This window comes from Bacillus sp. EKM420B (assembly GCF_011065565.1).
Taxonomy (GTDB): Bacteria; Bacillota; Bacilli; order Bacillales; family Bacillaceae; genus Bacillus; species Bacillus velezensis.
In genome coordinates, this window is record NZ_JAAMNX010000001.1 from 779027 (window position 1) to 797689 (window position 18663).

At 46.9% G+C, this 18663-nt stretch carries 15 protein-coding genes; all 15 read left to right on the plus strand.

Going from position 1 to position 18663, the window contains the following annotated elements; genetic code table 11:
* Nucleotides 1-1152: a 1-deoxy-D-xylulose-5-phosphate reductoisomerase gene (gene dxr / locus G9F48_RS03930; RefSeq protein WP_165409048.1), complete on the plus strand. Its 1152-nt coding sequence runs from the start codon at nt 1-3 to the stop codon at nt 1150-1152.
* 6 nt (nt 1153-1158) lie between these two features.
* Nucleotides 1159-2427 (plus strand): RIP metalloprotease RseP, encoded by a 1269-nt coding sequence (gene rseP, locus G9F48_RS03935; RefSeq protein ID WP_007611459.1) that lies wholly within the window; start codon nt 1159-1161, stop codon nt 2425-2427.
* Between the two features lie 31 nt (nt 2428-2458).
* Nucleotides 2459-4153, plus strand: coding sequence for a proline--tRNA ligase (gene proS, locus G9F48_RS03940; protein ID WP_003154202.1), 1695 nt, complete (start codon nt 2459-2461; stop codon nt 4151-4153).
* 111 nt (nt 4154-4264) lie between these two features.
* Entirely contained in the window at nt 4265-8578 is a 4314-nt protein-coding gene (locus tag G9F48_RS03945; protein ID WP_165409049.1) for a PolC-type DNA polymerase III, read from the plus strand.
* A 239-nt stretch (nt 8579-8817) separates the two neighbouring features.
* Nucleotides 8818-9288, plus strand: coding sequence for a ribosome maturation factor RimP (rimP, locus tag G9F48_RS03950; protein ID WP_003154197.1), 471 nt, complete (start codon nt 8818-8820; stop codon nt 9286-9288).
* A gap of 39 nt (nt 9289-9327) precedes the next feature.
* Nucleotides 9328-10449, plus strand: coding sequence for a transcription termination factor NusA (gene nusA, locus G9F48_RS03955; RefSeq protein WP_003154195.1), 1122 nt, complete (start codon nt 9328-9330; stop codon nt 10447-10449).
* Nucleotides 10450-10462: 13 nt separating this feature from the next.
* Nucleotides 10463-10738 carry a glucose-induced regulator RulR gene (gene rulR, locus G9F48_RS03960; protein WP_003154193.1) on the plus strand — a complete coding sequence of 92 codons (276 nt, stop codon included), beginning with the start codon at nt 10463-10465 and terminating at the stop codon, nt 10736-10738.
* Between the two features lies 1 nt (nt 10739).
* Complete coding sequence (locus G9F48_RS03965) at nt 10740-11042, plus strand: YlxQ family RNA-binding protein (protein WP_003154192.1); 303 nt, start codon at nt 10740-10742, stop codon at nt 11040-11042.
* 19 nt (nt 11043-11061) lie between these two features.
* On the plus strand, nt 11062-13206 hold the full coding sequence (infB, locus tag G9F48_RS03970) for a translation initiation factor IF-2 (RefSeq protein WP_069013688.1): 2145 nt from the start codon (nt 11062-11064) through the stop codon (nt 13204-13206).
* Nucleotides 13203-13481 (plus strand): DUF503 domain-containing protein, encoded by a 279-nt coding sequence (locus G9F48_RS03975; RefSeq protein WP_003154188.1) that lies wholly within the window; start codon nt 13203-13205, stop codon nt 13479-13481. The genes infB and G9F48_RS03975 overlap by 4 nt, the downstream gene beginning before the upstream one ends.
* Before the next feature lie 16 nt (nt 13482-13497).
* A complete protein-coding gene (gene rbfA / locus G9F48_RS03980) occupies nt 13498-13851 on the plus strand; it encodes a 30S ribosome-binding factor RbfA (protein WP_003154185.1) in 354 nt (117 codons plus the stop codon).
* Between the two features lie 83 nt (nt 13852-13934).
* Nucleotides 13935-14864 (plus strand): tRNA pseudouridine(55) synthase TruB, encoded by a 930-nt coding sequence (gene truB, locus G9F48_RS03985; RefSeq protein ID WP_003154184.1) that lies wholly within the window; start codon nt 13935-13937, stop codon nt 14862-14864.
* A gap of 19 nt (nt 14865-14883) precedes the next feature.
* On the plus strand, nt 14884-15825 hold the full coding sequence (gene ribF, locus G9F48_RS03990; protein ID WP_165409050.1) for a bifunctional riboflavin kinase/FAD synthetase: 942 nt from the start codon (nt 14884-14886) through the stop codon (nt 15823-15825).
* A gap of 165 nt (nt 15826-15990) precedes the next feature.
* Complete coding sequence (rpsO, locus tag G9F48_RS03995; RefSeq protein WP_003154182.1) at nt 15991-16260, plus strand: 30S ribosomal protein S15; 270 nt, start codon at nt 15991-15993, stop codon at nt 16258-16260.
* A 174-nt stretch (nt 16261-16434) separates the two neighbouring features.
* Nucleotides 16435-18558, plus strand: a complete 2124-nt coding sequence (gene pnp / locus G9F48_RS04000) for a polyribonucleotide nucleotidyltransferase (RefSeq protein WP_165409051.1) — start codon at nt 16435-16437, stop codon at nt 18556-18558.
* The last annotated feature ends 105 nt before the right edge of the window (nt 18559-18663 follow it).

An 18663-nucleotide genomic window follows, 5' to 3' on the forward strand; every position in this document is an offset into this window, starting at 1 on the left:
TTGAAGAATATTTGTCTTTTAGGAGCAACAGGATCAATCGGGGAGCAGACGTTAGACGTATTGCGCATGCATCAAGATCAGTTCCGTCTCGTCTCGATGACTTTCGGTAAAAACGCCGAGAAAGCGATCCCGTTGATCAGAACGTTTCAGCCGAAATATGTAGCAGTCGGCGACATGGATACATATCAAAAAGTGAAAGAAGCGTCTTTTTCTCATGAATGTCAAATCGGCATCGGGGAAGAAGGCCTGATTGAAGCGGCAGTCATGGACGAAGTGGATATCGTGGTCAATGCGCTGCTTGGAAGCGTCGGTTTAATCCCGACTTTGAAAGCGATTGAACAGAAAAAAACAATTGCGCTTGCAAATAAGGAAACTCTCGTCACTGCCGGGCATATAGTGAAAGGACACGCAAAACGATACGGCGTTCCTCTTCTTCCGGTCGACAGCGAACATTCCGCTATTTTTCAGGCGCTGCAAGGCGAACAGAGCAAAAATATCGAGCGCCTGATCATTACGGCTTCCGGCGGCAGTTTCAGAGATAAAACGCGGCAGGAGCTTGAGTCTGTAACGATTGCCGACGCCCTTAATCACCCGAACTGGTCGATGGGCACAAAGATTACGATTGACTCGGCTACAATGATGAATAAAGGGCTTGAAGTCATTGAAGCGCATTGGCTGTTTGACATTCCGTATGAACAGATTGCCGTTGTATTACATAAAGAGAGCATCATTCATTCGATGGTTGAATTTCACGACAAGAGCGTCATCGCCCAGCTCGGAAATCCGGACATGAGGGTGCCGATTCAATACGCGCTGACATATCCGGACCGGCTGCCTCTGCCTGAAACAAAAAGGCTTGAATTATGGGAGATCGGAAGCCTTCATTTTGCGAAAGCTGACTTTGAAAGGTTCCGCTGCTTACAATTTGCCTTTGAATCAGGTAAAATAGGGGGAACGATGCCGACGGTTTTAAATGCGGCCAACGAAGAAGCCGTTGCCGCTTTTCTTGCCGGACGGATTTCATTCTTATCGATTGAGGACCTGATTGAAAAAGCATTGGACCGCCACAGCGTAATTCAGGATCCGAGTCTTGCGGATATCCAAGAAGTGGACAAAGACACCCGGGGATACGTTAATTCAATACTCACATAAGGTGGTATGTTCGTGAATACAGTTATCGCGTTTATTATTATTTTCGGAACGCTCGTTTTTTTCCATGAGCTCGGGCATTTATTGCTCGCCCAAAGAGCGGGAATCCTTTGCCGTGAATTTGCGATCGGCTTCGGCCCTAAAATCTTTTCATTTAAAAAGAATGAAACCGTGTATACAATCAGACTCCTTCCGGTCGGGGGGTTCGTCCGCATGGCCGGTGAAGACCCGGAGATGATTGAAGTCAAACCCGGTTATACCGTCGGGCTTCTTTTTAATAAAGATGACGAAGTGGAAAAAGTCATCATTAATCAAAAGGAAAAATATCCCGACGCTTTAATTATCGAGGTGGAGACGGCTGATCTTGAGCACGAAATGAAGATTACCGGGTACGAGCAGGGGAAAGAAGATGAACTGGCGGGCTTTACTGTCAGTCAGACCTCTTTTTTTATCGTAGACGGAGAAGAAGTGCAGATTGCGCCTTACAATCGACAATTCGGGTCTAAACCCGTATGGAAGCGGATTAAGGCGATTGCTGCCGGTCCGATAATGAACTTCATCTTAGCGTATGTCATTCTCGTCATGCTCGGATTCATTCAAGGCGTGCCTTCAAATCAGCCTGAGCTCGGGAAGCTGACAGACAATGGACGCGCAGCTGCTGCCGGTTTAAAAGAAGGCGACTATATCCAGAGCATTAACGGTGAAAAAATGAGGTCATGGACCGACATCGTGACAGCGGTAAAAGAAAATCCCGGGAAAAAAATCGATGTCGCCGTCAAACGGGACGGCAAATCGTTTCATATCTCGGTTACACCTGAAGCTGTAAAAGATGAAAATAAAAAAACAATCGGCCGCTTCGGCTCTTATGCGCCGACTGAAAAAGGCGCGCTTGCAGCGATTGCTTACGGCGCGACATCTACCGTTGATGTTACAAAAGCGATCCTGACCAATCTGAGCAAACTTGTGACAGGCCAGTTTAAGCTTGATATGCTTTCGGGTCCTGTCGGCATTTATGATATGACGGATCAAGTTGCAAAAACCGGTATTATCAACCTATTCCAGTTTGCGGCGTTTTTAAGCATCAACCTGGGAATCGTCAACCTGCTGCCGATACCGGCGCTTGACGGCGGACGGCTGCTGTTTTTATTCATTGAAGCAATCCGCGGCAAGCCGATAAACCGTGACAAGGAAGCATTTGTCGTATTTATCGGCGTAGCTTTCTTAATGCTTCTTATGCTGGTTGTCACATGGAACGATATCCAGCGTTTATTCTTATAATTGACTAGTAAAAAATCAGAGGTGCGAAGACATGAGACAAAGTTTGACGCTTATTCCGACCCTGAGAGAAGTGCCGGCTGATGCTGAAGCAAAAAGCCATAAGCTTCTGCTGAGAGCGGGATTTATCAGACAAAATACGAGCGGGGTTTACAGCTACATGCCCCTGGCTTACAGGGTCATTCAAAACATTCAGAAGATCGTGCGTGAAGAAATGGAAAAAATCAACGCGGTGGAAATGCTGATGCCGGCCCTTCAGCAGGCTGAAACATGGCAGGAATCAGGCAGATGGTATACGTACGGACCTGAATTAATGCGTCTGAAAGACCGCCACGGCCGTGAATTTGCTTTAGGAGCGACACATGAAGAAGTCATTACTTCTCTCGTGCGCGATGAGGTGAAATCTTATAAGCGTCTGCCGCTCACTCTTTACCAGATCCAGTCTAAATTCAGAGATGAAAAACGCCCGCGTTTCGGTTTATTGCGCGGACGCGAATTCATCATGAAAGATGCGTATTCTTTCCATGCTTCTGAAGAAAGTCTGGAGGAAACGTACCAAAACATGTACGGCGCATACAGCAGCATTTTCGCACGCTGTGAATTAAACGTCCGTCCCGTTATTGCCGACTCGGGCGCGATGGGCGGAAAAGACACGCATGAATTTATGGCTCTTTCTGAAATAGGGGAAGATACCATCGCTTATTCCGATGGATCCTCTTACGCAGCCAATACGGAAATGGCGGAAGTTGTCATGAACAGCGAGCCGTCAGATGAAACACCCGAGGCATTGGAGAAAATTGATACGCCGAATGTCAAAAGCATTGAAGAGCTCGCTTCGTTCTTGCAGATCGAGCCGAGCGCCTGCATCAAATCAATGCTGTTTAAAGCGGATGACCGATTTGTTCTCGTGTTAGTAAGAGGCGATCATGAGGTCAATGACGTGAAAGTGAAAAACCTTCTGAACGCGGAAGTGGTTGAGCTTGCGTCTCATGAAGAAGTAGCGGAGAAACTTGGCACGGAGCCGGGATTTGCGGGGCCGATCGGCGCTGCCGGCGACATTGAGATTTATGCCGACCAAGCCGTGAAAGTAATGGTAAACGCCGTTTGCGGCGCGAATGAAAAAGACCGTCATTACCGAAACGTAAACATCGAACGTGACGCGTCTGTAAAAGCGTATGCCGATCTTCGAATCATTCAGGAAGGCGATCCGTCACCTGACGGAAAAGGCACGATCCGTTTCGCTGAAGGGATTGAGGTCGGACAAGTCTTTAAACTAGGCACGCGTTACTCTGAAGCGATGAATGCGACATACCTTGATGAAAACGGGCGTGCGCAGCCGATGCTGATGGGATGTTACGGAATCGGCGTGTCCAGAACGCTTTCAGCCATCGCTGAACAGCATCACGACGAAAAAGGCTTGATCTGGCCGAAGAGCGTTGCTCCGTATGATCTTCATATTTTGGCGCTGAATATGAAAAACGAAGCGCAAAAAGAGCTTGCTGAACAGCTTTACGGTAAATTCCAGGCGGAAGGTTATGAGGTATTATACGATGACCGTGCTGAGCGCGCAGGCGTGAAGTTTGCTGATTCTGATCTGATCGGCCTTCCGATCCGCATCACTGTCGGAAAACGTGCCGACGAAGGCATCGTAGAAGTGAAAATCCGCAAAACCGGTGAATCTGCCGAAGTTTCAGTGGATGAGCTTTCTGAATTTATTAAGACGAAGTAATCACCATAACGAATCGTACAAAATCATGTTAAAATAGAGAAAAAAGAAGGTACCTCATCACCTGCGGAGGTACCTTCACTTATGATGTTTTAAGGGAGGGATACTGTCTGAATGGAACAGTTATCAGTAAACAGAAGACAGTTTCAGATTCTTCTGCAGCAGCTTAATATGACAGATGATACCTTCATGACATACTTTGAAGACGGAGAGATTGATAAACTGACAATCCATAAAGCAGAAAAAGCCTGGCATTTCCAATTTCGCTTTAAGGCTCTTTTGCCGTATCAAATATATGATTCATTCATGATGAGGTTAACACAATCGTTTGCTCACATCGCCCGTGTCACATCGTCTGTTCAGGTCATCGACCCTACAGTGACAGAGGAGCTTGTACAGGATTATTGGACACGCTGTATTGAAGAGCTTGAAGGAACCTCGCCGCCGATGGTGGCTCTTTTGAATCAGCAGAAACCGAAGCTCAAGGGAAACAAGCTGATCGTGAAAACAAAAACAGATACAGAAGCATCTGCGCTCAAAAATAAATACAGCGCACTGATTCAGCACAGCTACCGCCAATTCGGCTTTCCGGAACTGCAGCTGGATACCGAAATTTTCGTATCTGACCAAGAAGTCCAGAAATTCCGCGAGCAAAAGCTTGCTGAAGATCAGGAGCGGGCGATGCAGGCGCTTATCGAGATGGAGAAGAAGGAAAAAGAGGGCGATGAGGATCAGGCACCGTCCGGACCGCTTGTCATCGGCTATCAAATTAAAGAGAACGAAGAAATCCGGACGCTTGACAGCATCATGGATGAAGAAAGAAGAATCACGGTGCAGGGGTTTGTGTTTGATGCTGAAACACGTGAGCTGAAAAGCGGACGCACGCTCTGCATTTTCAAAATCACGGACTATACAAACAGTATTATAGTAAAAATGTTCGCCAGAGAAAAAGAAGACGCCGCTTTGATGAAAACGCTGAAAAAAGGCATGTGGGTGAAGGCGCGGGGAAGCATTCAAAACGATACATTCGTCAGAGACCTCGTCATGATTGCAAATGACGTGAATGAAATAAAAGCCAAAACCCGTGAAGACACCGCTCCTGAAGGCGAAAAACGGGTTGAACTTCATCTGCATTCTCCGATGAGCCAAATGGATGCTGTAACGGGCATCGGAAAGCTTGTCGAACAGGCGAAAAAATGGGGACATGAAGCGATTGCGTTAACTGATCACGCCGTTGTGCAGTCTTTCCCGGATGCCTATTCCGCCGCGAAAAAACACGGCATTAAAATGATTTACGGAATGGAAGCCAATATCGTAGATGACGGCGTTCCGATCGCATACAATCCAGCTCACCGTCTCCTGGAAGAAGACACATACGTCGTCTTTGACGTTGAAACGACAGGTCTGTCCGCAGTGTATGACACCATCATTGAGCTTGCCGCAGTCAAAATAAGAGGCGGAGAAATCATCGATAAATTCGAAGCGTTCGCCAATCCGCACCATCCGCTGTCAGCAACGACGATAGAGCTTACCGGGATAACGGACGACATGGTCCGCGACGCTCCCGATGTCGTTGACGTCGTCCGGGATTTTAAAGAATGGATCGGCGATGACGTGCTTGTGGCTCATAACGCCAGCTTTGATATGGGATTTTTAAATGTGGCGTACAAGCGTCTTTTGAAAACGGAAAAAGCGAAAAATCCGGTTATTGATACGCTGGAACTCGCGCGTTTCCTGTATCCTGAGTTTAAAAATCACCGCTTAAATACGTTATGTAAGAAGTTTGATATCGAATTAACCCAGCATCACCGAGCGGTCTTTGACGCTGAAGCAACGGGCTACCTGCTGTTGAAAATGCTCAAAGATGCCGCTGAAAAAGACATTTTTTATCATGATCAGCTGAATGAGAATATGGGACAATCCAATGCTTATCAAAGATCAAGGCCTTATCACGCTACATTGCTCGCCGTAAATGAGACCGGCCTTAAAAATCTGTTTAAGCTTGTGTCCATTTCTCATATTCAATATTTCTACAGAGTGCCGCGCATTCCGAGGTCGCAGCTTAATAAATACAGAGAAGGTCTGTTAATCGGCTCTGCCTGTGACAGGGGAGAGGTCTTTGAAGGCATGATGCAAAAATCACCTGAAGAGGTTGAAGATATCGCATCCTTCTATGATTATCTTGAAGTGCAGCCGCCGGAAGTATACAGACACCTTCTGCAGCTTGAGCTCGTCCGGGATGAAAAAGCGCTGAAAGAAATCATCGCCAACATCACGAAGCTCGGGGAAAAATTGAATAAGCCGGTCGTTGCCACCGGAAATGTCCACTACTTAAACGATGAGGATAAAATTTACCGGAAGATCTTAATATCTTCCCAAGGCGGCGCCAACCCGTTAAACCGGCACGAACTGCCTAAAGTGCACTTCAGAACGACAGATGAAATGCTGGATGCTTTCTCCTTTCTCGGTGCGGAAAAAGCGAAAGAAATCGTGGTTGACAATACACAGAAAGTCGCTTCGATGATCGAAGAGATCAAACCGATCAAAGACGATCTGTACACGCCGAAAATTGACGGAGCCGATGAAGAAATCCGTGAAATGAGCTATCAGCGCGCCAGAAGTATTTACGGTGAAGAGCTTCCCGAAATTGTGGAAGCGAGAATAGAAAAAGAATTAAAAAGCATCATCGGTCATGGATTCGCCGTTATTTATCTCATCTCTCATAAGCTTGTAAAACGGTCTCTGGATGACGGTTATCTCGTCGGCTCCCGGGGGTCCGTCGGTTCATCGCTTGTGGCGACCTTAACGGAAATCACTGAAGTGAATCCGCTCGCTCCGCACTATGTGTGCCCGAGCTGCCGATATTCCGAATTCTTTAATGACGGATCAGTCGGTTCCGGTTTTGACCTTCCGGATAAAAGCTGCCCGTCTTGCGGCACACCTTTGAAAAAGGACGGGCATGATATCCCGTTTGAAACGTTCTTAGGCTTTAAAGGTGACAAAGTACCCGATATCGACTTGAACTTCTCAGGTGAGTATCAGCCGCATGCCCATAACTACACGAAAGTATTGTTCGGTGAAGATAACGTGTATCGCGCGGGAACGATCGGCACAGTTGCGGAAAAGACGGCTTACGGATATGTGAAAGGCTATGCGGGCGACCACAACCTACACATGCGCGGCGCGGAGATCGACCGTCTGGTGCAGGGCTGCACCGGCGTTAAGAGAACGACCGGCCAGCACCCGGGGGGGATTATCGTTGTCCCGGATTACATGGATATTTACGATTTTTCCCCGATACAATTCCCGGCAGATGCGACGGGGTCTGAATGGAAAACGACTCATTTTGACTTCCACTCCATTCATGACAACCTGCTGAAGCTTGATATATTGGGGCACGATGATCCGACAGTCATCCGGATGCTCCAGGATTTAAGCGGAATTGATCCGAAGACGATTCCGACAGATGATCCGGAGGTTATGAAGATTTTCCAAGGCACAGAATCGCTCGGCGTCACTGAAGAGCAGATCGGCTGTAAAACGGGGACGCTCGGCATTCCTGAATTCGGGACGCGATTTGTGCGGCAGATGCTTGAGGATACGAAGCCGACGACGTTCTCCGAGCTTGTCCAGATTTCCGGGCTTTCCCACGGAACGGACGTATGGCTCGGCAACGCGCAGGAACTGATACACAACAATACGTGTGAACTGAGCGAAGTGATCGGCTGCCGTGATGACATTATGGTTTACTTGATTTATCAGGGCCTTGAGCCTTCACTGGCCTTTAAAATCATGGAATTCGTCCGTAAAGGCAAAGGCCTGACGCCGGAATGGGAAGAAGAAATGAAAAAGAACAATGTGCCGAACTGGTATATTGATTCATGCAAAAAAATCAAATACATGTTCCCGAAAGCCCACGCCGCCGCATACGTGCTGATGGCGGTGCGGATTGCCTATTTTAAAGTGCATCACGCGCTTTTATATTATGCTGCGTATTTTACCGTCCGCGCAGATGACTTTGACATTGATACAATGATTAAAGGCTCAACCGCCATCAGAGCGGTGATGGATGATATCAGCTCTAAAGGGCTTGATGCTTCGCCGAAGGAGAAAAACCTCCTTACCGTGTTAGAGCTTGCGCTTGAAATGTGTGAGCGCGGCTATTCCTTCCAGAAGGTAGATCTATACCGTTCGAGCGCTTCGGAATTTATCATTGACGGCAACAGTCTCATCCCGCCGTTCAACTCAATTCCGGGACTCGGAACCAACGCCGCTCTCAATATTGTGAAAGCGCGGGAAGAAGGGGAGTTCCTTTCAAAAGAGGATCTTCAAAAACGCGGAAAAGTGTCAAAAACCATTTTAGAGTATTTAGATCGTCACGGCTGTCTTGAGTCGCTTCCGGACCAAAATCAGCTGTCTCTGTTTTAAGCTTTGTGCACAGCCGCCGAGCGGAGTTTGATTTGCATTAAATATATGGTTATGGTATAGTTTTATTGGAAATGCTAACGATTACCGAGGCAAAGAGTGGGGAAACCCGCTCTTTTGTATTGAACAGGCAATTTTGCCTCGACATGTCCATCGTTTTCTCAATGCCCCTGCTCTTTTGAAGCAGGGTTTTTATGCAGAGGAACGGCTGATATGATATCGACAGCACAAGGAGGAAAAACATGAGCAAAAAAGTGACTGATACCGTTCAAGGAATGGCTCAGCCCATACTGGATGACCTTCAGCTTGAACTCGTAGACATTGAATTTGTCAAAGAGGGTCAAAACTGGTTCCTTCGCGTGTTTATTGATTCCGATAACGGTGTTGATATTGAGGAGTGCGCCAAAGTCAGCGAAGCGTTAAGCGAAAAGCTGGATGAGGCCGATCCGATCACTCAGAACTACTTTCTTGAAGTATCTTCTCCTGGAGCCGAGCGTCCATTAAAGAAAAAAGCCGACTTCGAAAAATCACTGGGCAAAAATGTGTACATGAAAACGTACGAACCGATTGACGGTTTAAAAGTGTTTGAAGGCAAATTGGCTGAATTTGATGGACAAACTGTTACAATAGAGATGACGGTCAAAACAAGAAAGAAACGGGTCAATATTCCGTATGAAAAAATAGCTAACGCAAGATTAGCTGTAACATTTTAATGAATGAAGTATTAGTGTTTAAGGGGGGAGACCGCTAACATGAGCAGTGAACTATTAGATGCTCTCACTATTCTTGAAAAAGAAAAAGGCATCAGTAAAGACATTATCATCGAAGCAATTGAAGCTGCCTTAATTTCCGCGTATAAGCGAAATTTTAACCAGGCGCAAAACGTACGGGTCGATCTGAACCGTGAGACGGGCACGATCCGCGTGTTCGCAAGAAAGGATGTCGTAGACGAGGTATACGATTCAAGACTTGAAATCTCGCTTGACGACGCCCAGCACATCCATCCGAACTACCTTGTCGGAGATGTCGTTGAAATAGAAGTAACGCCGAAAGACTTCGGCCGCATTGCTGCGCAGACGGCGAAACAAGTGGTGACGCAGCGTGTCCGTGAAGCTGAGCGCGGCGTGATTTACTCAGAATTTATCGATCGTGAAGAAGACATCATGACTGGAATTGTACAGCGCTTAGACAGCAAGTTTATTTACGTGTCTCTCGGCAAGATTGAAGCGCTGCTGCCCGTCAATGAACAAATGCCGAATGAGAGCTATAAACCGCACGATCGGATTAAAGTATTTATCACAAAAGTCGAAAAAACGACAAAAGGGCCGCAGATCTATGTATCAAGAACGCATCCTGGCCTGTTGAAGCGTCTTTTTGAAATCGAAGTGCCGGAAATTTATGACGGAACGGTCGAACTGAAATCCGTTGCCAGAGAAGCGGGCGACCGCTCTAAAATCTCCGTCCGCACTGATGACCCTGACGTTGATCCGGTCGGTTCATGCGTCGGTCCTAAAGGCCAGCGGGTGCAGGCGATCGTCAATGAACTGAAAGGCGAAAAAATTGATATCGTCAACTGGTCTGATGATCCGGTTGAATTTGTTGCCAATGCGCTCAGCCCGTCTAAAGTGCTGGATGTCATCGTCAGCGAAGAAGAAAAAGCCACGACTGTCATCGTTCCTGATTACCAGCTTTCTCTGGCAATCGGAAAAAGAGGGCAAAACGCCCGCTTAGCCGCGAAACTGACAGGCTGGAAAATCGATATCAAAAGTGAAACGGATGCAAGAGACCTTGGCATCTATCCGAGAGAGCATGAAGAAGATGACGATTTAGAGCCGCTCTTTATGGAGCCTGAAACAGCCGAATCGGATGAATAAGAGGTGACTTTAGGTGAATAAGCGAAAAAAAATTCCTCTGCGCAAATGCGTGGTAACGGGGGAAATGAAGCCTAAAAAGGAACTGATCCGAATTGTCCGTTCTAAAGAAGGAGAGATTTCAGTCGATCCGACCGGAAAGAAGAACGGGCGGGGTGCCTATATCACCCTTGAGAAAGAATGCATCTTAGCTGCGAAAAAGAAAAACACATTGCAAAATCAATTTCAATCACAAATCGATGACCAGATTTTCGAAGAATTGCTGGAACTGGCGGAAAAGGTGAAAAAATAACATGTCTGGAATGGAATGGTTTCCCTTGCTGGGTCTGGCCAATCGAGCTCGTAAGGTCGTGTCGGGCGAGGACTTGGTTATAAAAGAAATTAGAAATGCGCGTGCAAAACTTGTTCTGCTGACAGAAGATGCATCTGCGAATACTGCAAAAAAAGTATCCGATAAATGCAATTATTATAAAGTGCCTTATAAAAAAGTCGAAAGCCGCGCGGATCTCGGCCGCTCTATCGGCAAGGAATCACGTGTCGTTGTCGCCGTCACTGACCAAGGTTTTGCGAATAAGCTGATCAGCTTGCTCGATTAATATTTTTGGGGGTGAACGAATGGCTAAAATGAGAGTTTACGAATATGCAAAAGCCATCAATGTTTCAAGCAAGGAAATTTTGACTGCGCTGAAAAACATGGATATAGTAGTAAATAACCATATGGCAATGCTTGAAGAAAAGACCATTAAGCAGCTTGATGCGAAATTTAAAAAAGGCGGCGCCGGCGTTACATCTCAGAAGCCTGCGGAAACGAACAAAAACAAGCCGCAAGGGATTAATCAGCAGCCTGCTGGGAATCAACCAAACAAAATTCGAGACGGAAAGAAGAATGACGTGCAGAATAATCAATTTAACAAAAACAAGAAGAACAACAACAAAAACAAAAACAAACGCAATCATAACAACAAAAATCAGTATCAGCAAAAACCGCTGAAGCCGAAAAAAGAGCTTCCTGAGAAAATTACGTTTTCCGGCTCTTTAACAGTCGGGGCCTTAGCCGAAGAACTTGGCAAAGAACCGTCTGAACTCATTAAAAAACTGATGCTTCTGGGCGTAATGGCTACGATTAACCAGGAGCTTGACAAAGACACAATCGAACTGATCGCATCTGAATACGGTGTGGAAACAGAAGAAGTGATTGTGCTCGAAGAAACTGAGCTTGAAAAATATGAAGAGGCTGACAAAGAAGAAGATCTTCAAATTCGTCCGCCTGTCGTGACGATCATGGGCCACGTTGACCATGGGAAAACGACCCTTCTTGACAGCATCAGAAAAACAAAGGTTGTTGAAGGTGAAGCCGGCGGAATCACCCAGCATATCGGGGCGTACCAGATCGAAGAAAACGGCAAAAAAATCACGTTCTTAGATACTCCGGGACACGCGGCGTTCACAACAATGCGTGCGCGCGGTGCGGAAGTAACTGATATTACCATTTTAGTCGTAGCGGCTGATGACGGTGTTATGCCGCAAACAGTCGAAGCCATCAACCATGCGAAAGCGGCTGAGGTTCCGATTATCGTTGCCGTGAATAAAGTGGATAAAGAAAGCGCGAACCCTGACCGTGTCATGCAGGAGCTGACTGAATACGGACTCGTTCCTGAAGCATGGGGAGGAGAAACGATTTTCGTTCCTCTGTCCGCTCTTACAGGCAAGGGAATTGACGAGCTTGTCGAAATGATTCTGCTTGTCAGTGAGGTGGAAGAGCTGAAAGCCAATCCGAACCGTCAGGCAAAAGGAACGGTTATTGAAGCTGAGCTCGATAAAGGAAGAGGATCTGTCGCGACACTTCTCGTTCAAACGGGAACATTGCATGTCGGAGATCCGATCGTTGTCGGAAATACATTCGGCCGCGTGCGGGCCATGGTCAATGATCTCGGCCGCCGCGTGAAAACAGCCGGACCGTCCACACCTGTAGAAATCACGGGCTTAAACGACGTACCGCAGGCTGGCGATCAATTCCTCGTCTTTAAAGATGAAAAAACAGCCCGTTCTGTCGGTGAAGCACGCGCTTCCAAGCAACTGGAAGAACAGCGCAGCGACAAAGCGAAGCTGAGCCTCGATGATCTGTTTGAACAAATTAAACAAGGCGATGTCAAAGACATCAACTTAATCGTAAAAGCTGACGTTCAAGGTTCAGCCGAAGCGTTAACAGCCGCTCTTCAAAAAATTGAAGTAGAAGGCGTAAAAGTGAAAATCATTCACACAGGCGTCGGTGCGATTACGGAATCAGACATCATTCTCGCATCTGCTTCAAATGCAATCGTTATCGGGTTTAATGTGCGCCCAGACGGAAATGCTAAGAGCACGGCTGAAGCTGAAAATGTAGATATCCGTCTTCACCGTATCATTTACAAAGTCATCGAAGAAATTGAAGCGGCGATGAAAGGAATGCTTGATCCTGAGTACGAAGAAAAAGTCATCGGTCAGGTTGAAGTGCGCCAAACATTCAAAGTATCGAAAATCGGCACGATTGCCGGCGGATATGTAACAGACGGCCACATTACACGTGACAGCGGACTCCGCCTGATCCGTGACGGCGTGGTCATCTTCGAAGGGGAAGTAGACGTTCTGAAACGCTTCAAAGATGATGTGAAAGAAGTTTCACAAGGATATGAATGTGGTATAACGATTAAGAAATACAATGACATTCGCGAAGGCGACGTCCTTGAAGCGTATGTCATGCAGGAAATCGAAAGAAAGTGATCGGATTTGCGGAATGTGAATGCATCATTTATGATGCGGGATCATTAAAGGAGAAACGAGCCGTTCTGAAGCGGATTATAACGAGGGTTCAGAATAAGTTCAACGTGTCGGCCGCAGAAATCGGCTATCAGGACACTTGGCAGCGGACCAGCTTCGGAATCGCCGTCGTCTCCTCCTCTCACGTTCAGGCGGAAAAGGAGATCCAGCGTGTACTCGCGTTTATTGACTCCTTTCCCGAGATAGAACGGACGATCACTAGAACAGAGTGGTTTTAACTTAGAGGTGATTGAATTGAGTATGAGAGCAAACCGTGTCGGCGAGCAGATGAAAAAAGAGCTCGGGGATATTATCAGCCGAAAGCTTAAAGATCCGAGAATCGGATTTCTCACTGTAACAGACGTACGTGTTTCAGGTGATTTACAAATAGCGAAGGTGTATATCTCCGTCCTCGGCGGAGAGAAAAAGAAAGAGGAGGCGCTGAAAGGGCTTGAGAAAGCGAAAGGATTTATCCGTTCCGAAATCGGCAGCCGAATCAGACTCCGCAAAACGCCTGAGCTTGAATTTGAATTTGATGAATCAATTGAGTACGGCAATCGTATTGAAACATTGATTCACGAACTGCATTCAGATAAACCGTCTGAATAACGGGAAAGAGGATGGGCGAGTGTCGTCTGTCCTCTTTTCTGCGTTTTACGGGATACAATTGATAACAAAGGAGCGAAAGACAGATGGTTAACGGAGTTCTCCTTTTACATAAACCGGTCGGCATGACTTCTCACGACTGTGTAATGAAAATAAGAAAACTGTTAAAAACAAAGAAAGTCGGGCATACGGGAACCCTTGATCCGGAAGTGTCAGGCGTACTGCCGATCTGTGTCGGACGGGCTACAAAGATCGTTGAGTACGTCACCGACAAGTCAAAAACGTACGATGCTGAGATCACTCTCGGTTTCTCCACATCGACCGAAGACCAGACGGGAGAAACGGTCAGCGTAAAACCTGTCAGGGAGCCGCTGGAAGAAGCGGATATCAAAGCCGTTTTAGACGAATTGAAGGGACCGCAGGAGCAAGTGCCGCCGATGTATTCCGCGGTAAAGGTCAACGGGAAAAAGCTCTATGAATACGCCAGAGCGGGTATTGAAGTGGAGCGGCCGAAGCGGAATATCACGATTGAAGATATCGCGCTCACTTCCCCTGTCACTTATAACGAAGACACAGCATCATTCCGCTTTACAGTCACGTGCTCAAAAGGCACTTACGTCAGAACGTTGGCGGTGACAATCGGTGAAAAACTCGGCTATCCCGCGCATATGTCGCATCTCATCCGCACTGCTTCGGGCGATTTCAGCCTTGATGAATGTTTCACGTTTGAGGAACTTGAACAGCAGGTTTCGGACGGAACGGTTGCAGAGCATGCCGTGCCGATCGATAGAGCGCTCAATCATTTGCCGAAATGGGTCATAAGTGATACATTAGCTAAGAAAGCTGAAAACGGGTCGGTGTTTGACATCCCGGCGGAATTTTCTGCAATGACAGCTGACGCCCGTATAGCGGTCTGTACTGAAGACGGAGAATGTGTGGCCATTTATATGCCGCATCCTTCAAAAAAAGGACTGCTGAAACCGGCTAAAGTGCTCATGCAAAAAAGCGAACAATAAGAAAAAAGGTGACCGTTCTGTGAAGACGATACATATTTCTCATCCGCATCATTTACAAAAAGAAGAGCAGCCGGCGTCTGTCATGGCGCTCGGCTACTTTGACGGCGTTCATTTGGGACACCGGAAAGTAATCGGAACAGCCAGACAAATTGCCGAAGAAAAAGGCCTGTCGCTGGCCGTTATGACGTTTCATCCACACCCTTCCCATGTGTTGGGCAGGGACAAAGAGCCAAAGGATCTGATTACGCCGCTTGAAGATAAAATCAGCCAGATCGGGCGTTTAGGCGCTGATGTGCTGTATGTCGTAAAGTTTGATGAAGCGTTTGCGTCTCTGTCTCCAAAACAGTTTGCCGAGGAGTATATTTTAGGGTTGAACGCGCGGCACGCTGTGGGAGGCTTCGATTTTACGTACGGAAAATACGGAAAAGGCACGATGGAGACGCTGCCGGACGATTTAAACGGCAAGGCCGGATGCACGACTGTCGAGAAACAGACCGAGCAGGCCAGAAAGATCAGCTCCACTTATATCCGGTCAGCGCTCCAGGATGGTGACGTTGAACTTGCGCACACTCTTCTCGGCCAGCCGTATTTTATCCGGGGCACTGTGATTCACGGAGACAAAAGAGGCCGCACCATCGGTTTTCCGACCGCGAATGTCGGCCTGCACAACAGCTATATCGTGCCGCCGACAGGCGTGTATGCAGTGAAAGCCGAAATAAAAGGCGAGGTGTATGAAGGCGTCTGCAACATCGGCTACAAACCGACCTTTTATGAAAAGCGTCCCGATCAGCCGTCAATTGAAGTTCATTTGTTTAATTTTCAACAGGATGTATACGGAGAAGACGTTAAAATCGAGTGGTACAAACGAATCCGAAGCGAACGGAAGTTTAACGGCATCGATGAACTGACGGCTCAGATCGGGAAAGACAAACAAGAAGCGATCCGTTTTTTCAGCAAATAACGGAAAAAACATCAAAAGTACACAAATTTTATTCTAAAAGATTTGCATATGGGCGCGATTTTTAGTATCATATGTTTCGTAGTCTTAAAACCATTGCTTGGCAATCCGAAGTCACCGACGGTTGCTAGGTAACTGGGGCTAATTATGATATGGAGGTGAAACAGGATGGCAATTACTCAAGAGCGTAAAAATCAACTCATCAGCGAGTTCAAAACACACGAATCTGATACTGGTTCTCCAGAAGTTCAGATCGCTATCCTAACAGACTCAATTAACAACTTGAACGAGCATTTGCGTACTCACAAGAAAGATCACCACTCACGTCGCGGTCTTCTTAAAATGGTAGGTAAACGTCGTAATCTTCTTACGTATCTGCGTAATAAAGACGTAACTCGTTACCGTGAGTTAATTAACAAACTAGGCTTACGTCGATAATCGTAAAAAGCGGGAGGATTCCCGCTTTTTTATCGTATTAAAGCGAAAAAAATAATAATAAAAAAACAATGAAATCCTTTTACATACTACTTTGACATTGATATGTTCAATTCATTTCGTTCATAATAGGAGTAATTGATTATTTCACACATTAAGAGAGGAGCTCGTAATCGAATGGGACAAGAGAAACATGTCTTTACCATAGATTGGGCCGGCAGACAGCTTACAGTAGAAGCCGGCCAGCTTGCCAAACAGGCAAACGGCGCTGTCATGGTCCGCTACGGCGATACTGCAGTGCTCAGCACAGCAACCGCATCAAAAGAACCGAAACCGCTAGATTTTTTCCCGCTTACCGTTAACTATGAAGAAAGATTATACGCAGTAGGTAAAATTCCGGGCGGTTTTATTAAAAGAGAAGGCCGTCCAAGTGAAAAGGCCGTTTTAGCCAGCCGTCTGATCGACCGTCCGATCCGCCCGCTTTTCGCAGACGGATTCCGTAACGAAGTACAGGTCATCAGCATTGTCATGAGTGTTGATCAGGACTGCTCATCTGAAATGGCTGCAATGTTCGGTTCATCACTCGCTCTTTGCGTTTCCGATATCCCATTTGAAGGCCCGATCGCGGGTGTGACGGTAGGCCGCATTGACGGGAAATTCGTCATCAATCCGACGGTTGACCAGCTTGAAAAAAGTGATATCAACCTCATCGTTGCAGGCACAAAAGATGCCATCAACATGGTGGAAGCCGGAGCGGATGAAGTTCCTGAAGAAATCATGCTTGAGGCGATTATGTTCGGTCACGAAGAAATTAAGCGCCTGATCGCATTCCAAGAAGAAATCGTCGCAGCAGTCGGCAAAGAGAAAACAGAGATCGAACTGTATGAAATTGACGAAGAGCTCAGCGCAAAAGTAAAAAGCCTTGCGGAGCCGGATCTTCTCAGCGCCATTCAGGTTCACGAAAAACATGCTCGCGAAGACGCGATCAATGAAGTGAAAAATGCAGTTGTCGCGAAATTCGAAGAAGAAGAGCATGATGAAGATACGATTAAAAAAGTGAAACAGACACTGTCTAAACTCGTGAAAAACGAAGTGCGCCGTTTGATCACAGAAGAAAAAGTCCGTCCGGACGGCCGCGGCGTTGATCAAATCCGCCCGCTTTCTTCAGAAGTCGGCCTTCTGCCGAGAACGCATGGCTCCGGGCTGTTTACGAGAGGACAGACGCAGGCGCTCAGCGTTTGTACATTAGGCGCCCTTGGAGACGTTCAGATTCTTGACGGTTTAGGCGTGGAAGAGTCAAAACGCTTTATGCATCATTATAACTTCCCGCAGTTCAGCGTAGGGGAGACAGGCCCGATGCGCGGACCGGGACGCCGTGAGATCGGTCACGGTGCTCTTGGAGAGCGTGCGCTTGAGCCGGTCATTCCGAATGAAAAAGACTTCCCGTATACGGTCCGCCTCGTATCTGAAGTGCTTGAATCAAACGGTTCCACTTCACAGGCCAGCATCTGCGCAAGTACGCTTGCCATGATGGACGCAGGTGTTCCGATTAAAGCCCCTGTTGCAGGTATCGCGATGGGACTTGTGAAATCAGGCGAGTACTATACAGTATTGACGGATATTCAAGGGATGGAAGACGCCCTCGGTGACATGGACTTTAAAGTAGCCGGCACGGAAAAAGGCGTGACAGCGCTGCAAATGGACATTAAAATTGAAGGCCTTTCAAGAGAAATTCTTGAAGAAGCGCTTCAGCAGGCGAAAAAAGGAAGAATGGAAATCTTAAACAGCATGCTCAGCACGCTTGGTGAATCAAGAAAAGAACTTTCTCAATATGCGCCGAAAATTTTAACGATGACCATTAATCCGGATAAAATCCGTGACGTTATCGGACCGAGCGGTAAACAAATCAACAAAATCATTGAAGATACCGGTGTTAAAATTGACATTGAACAAGACGGCACCATCTTTATTTCTTCTACTGATGAAAGCAGCAACCAAAAAGCGAAAAAAATCATCGAAGATCTTGTCAGAGAAGTCGAAGTCGGCCAGCTTTACCTCGGTAAAGTGAAACGGATTGAGAAATTCGGCGCTTTCGTTGAAATCTTCAGCGGAAAAGACGGTCTCGTTCACATCTCTGAACTAGCGCTCGAACGGGTCGGCAAGGTGGAGGATGTTGTGAAAATCGGTGACGAAATCCTTGTGAAGGTAACTGAAATTGACAAACAGGGACGAGTGAATCTGTCGCGTAAAGCAGTGCTGCGCGAAGAGAAAGAAAAAGAACAGGAACAACAACAATCTTAAATGAAAACCTAACAAGGAGCCTGGGAGACCCGGCTTCTTTATTTTGAGAAAGACAACTGACGGGTTCTACCTTGTCCTCCTCATACATAATGTGTGATGAGGGGG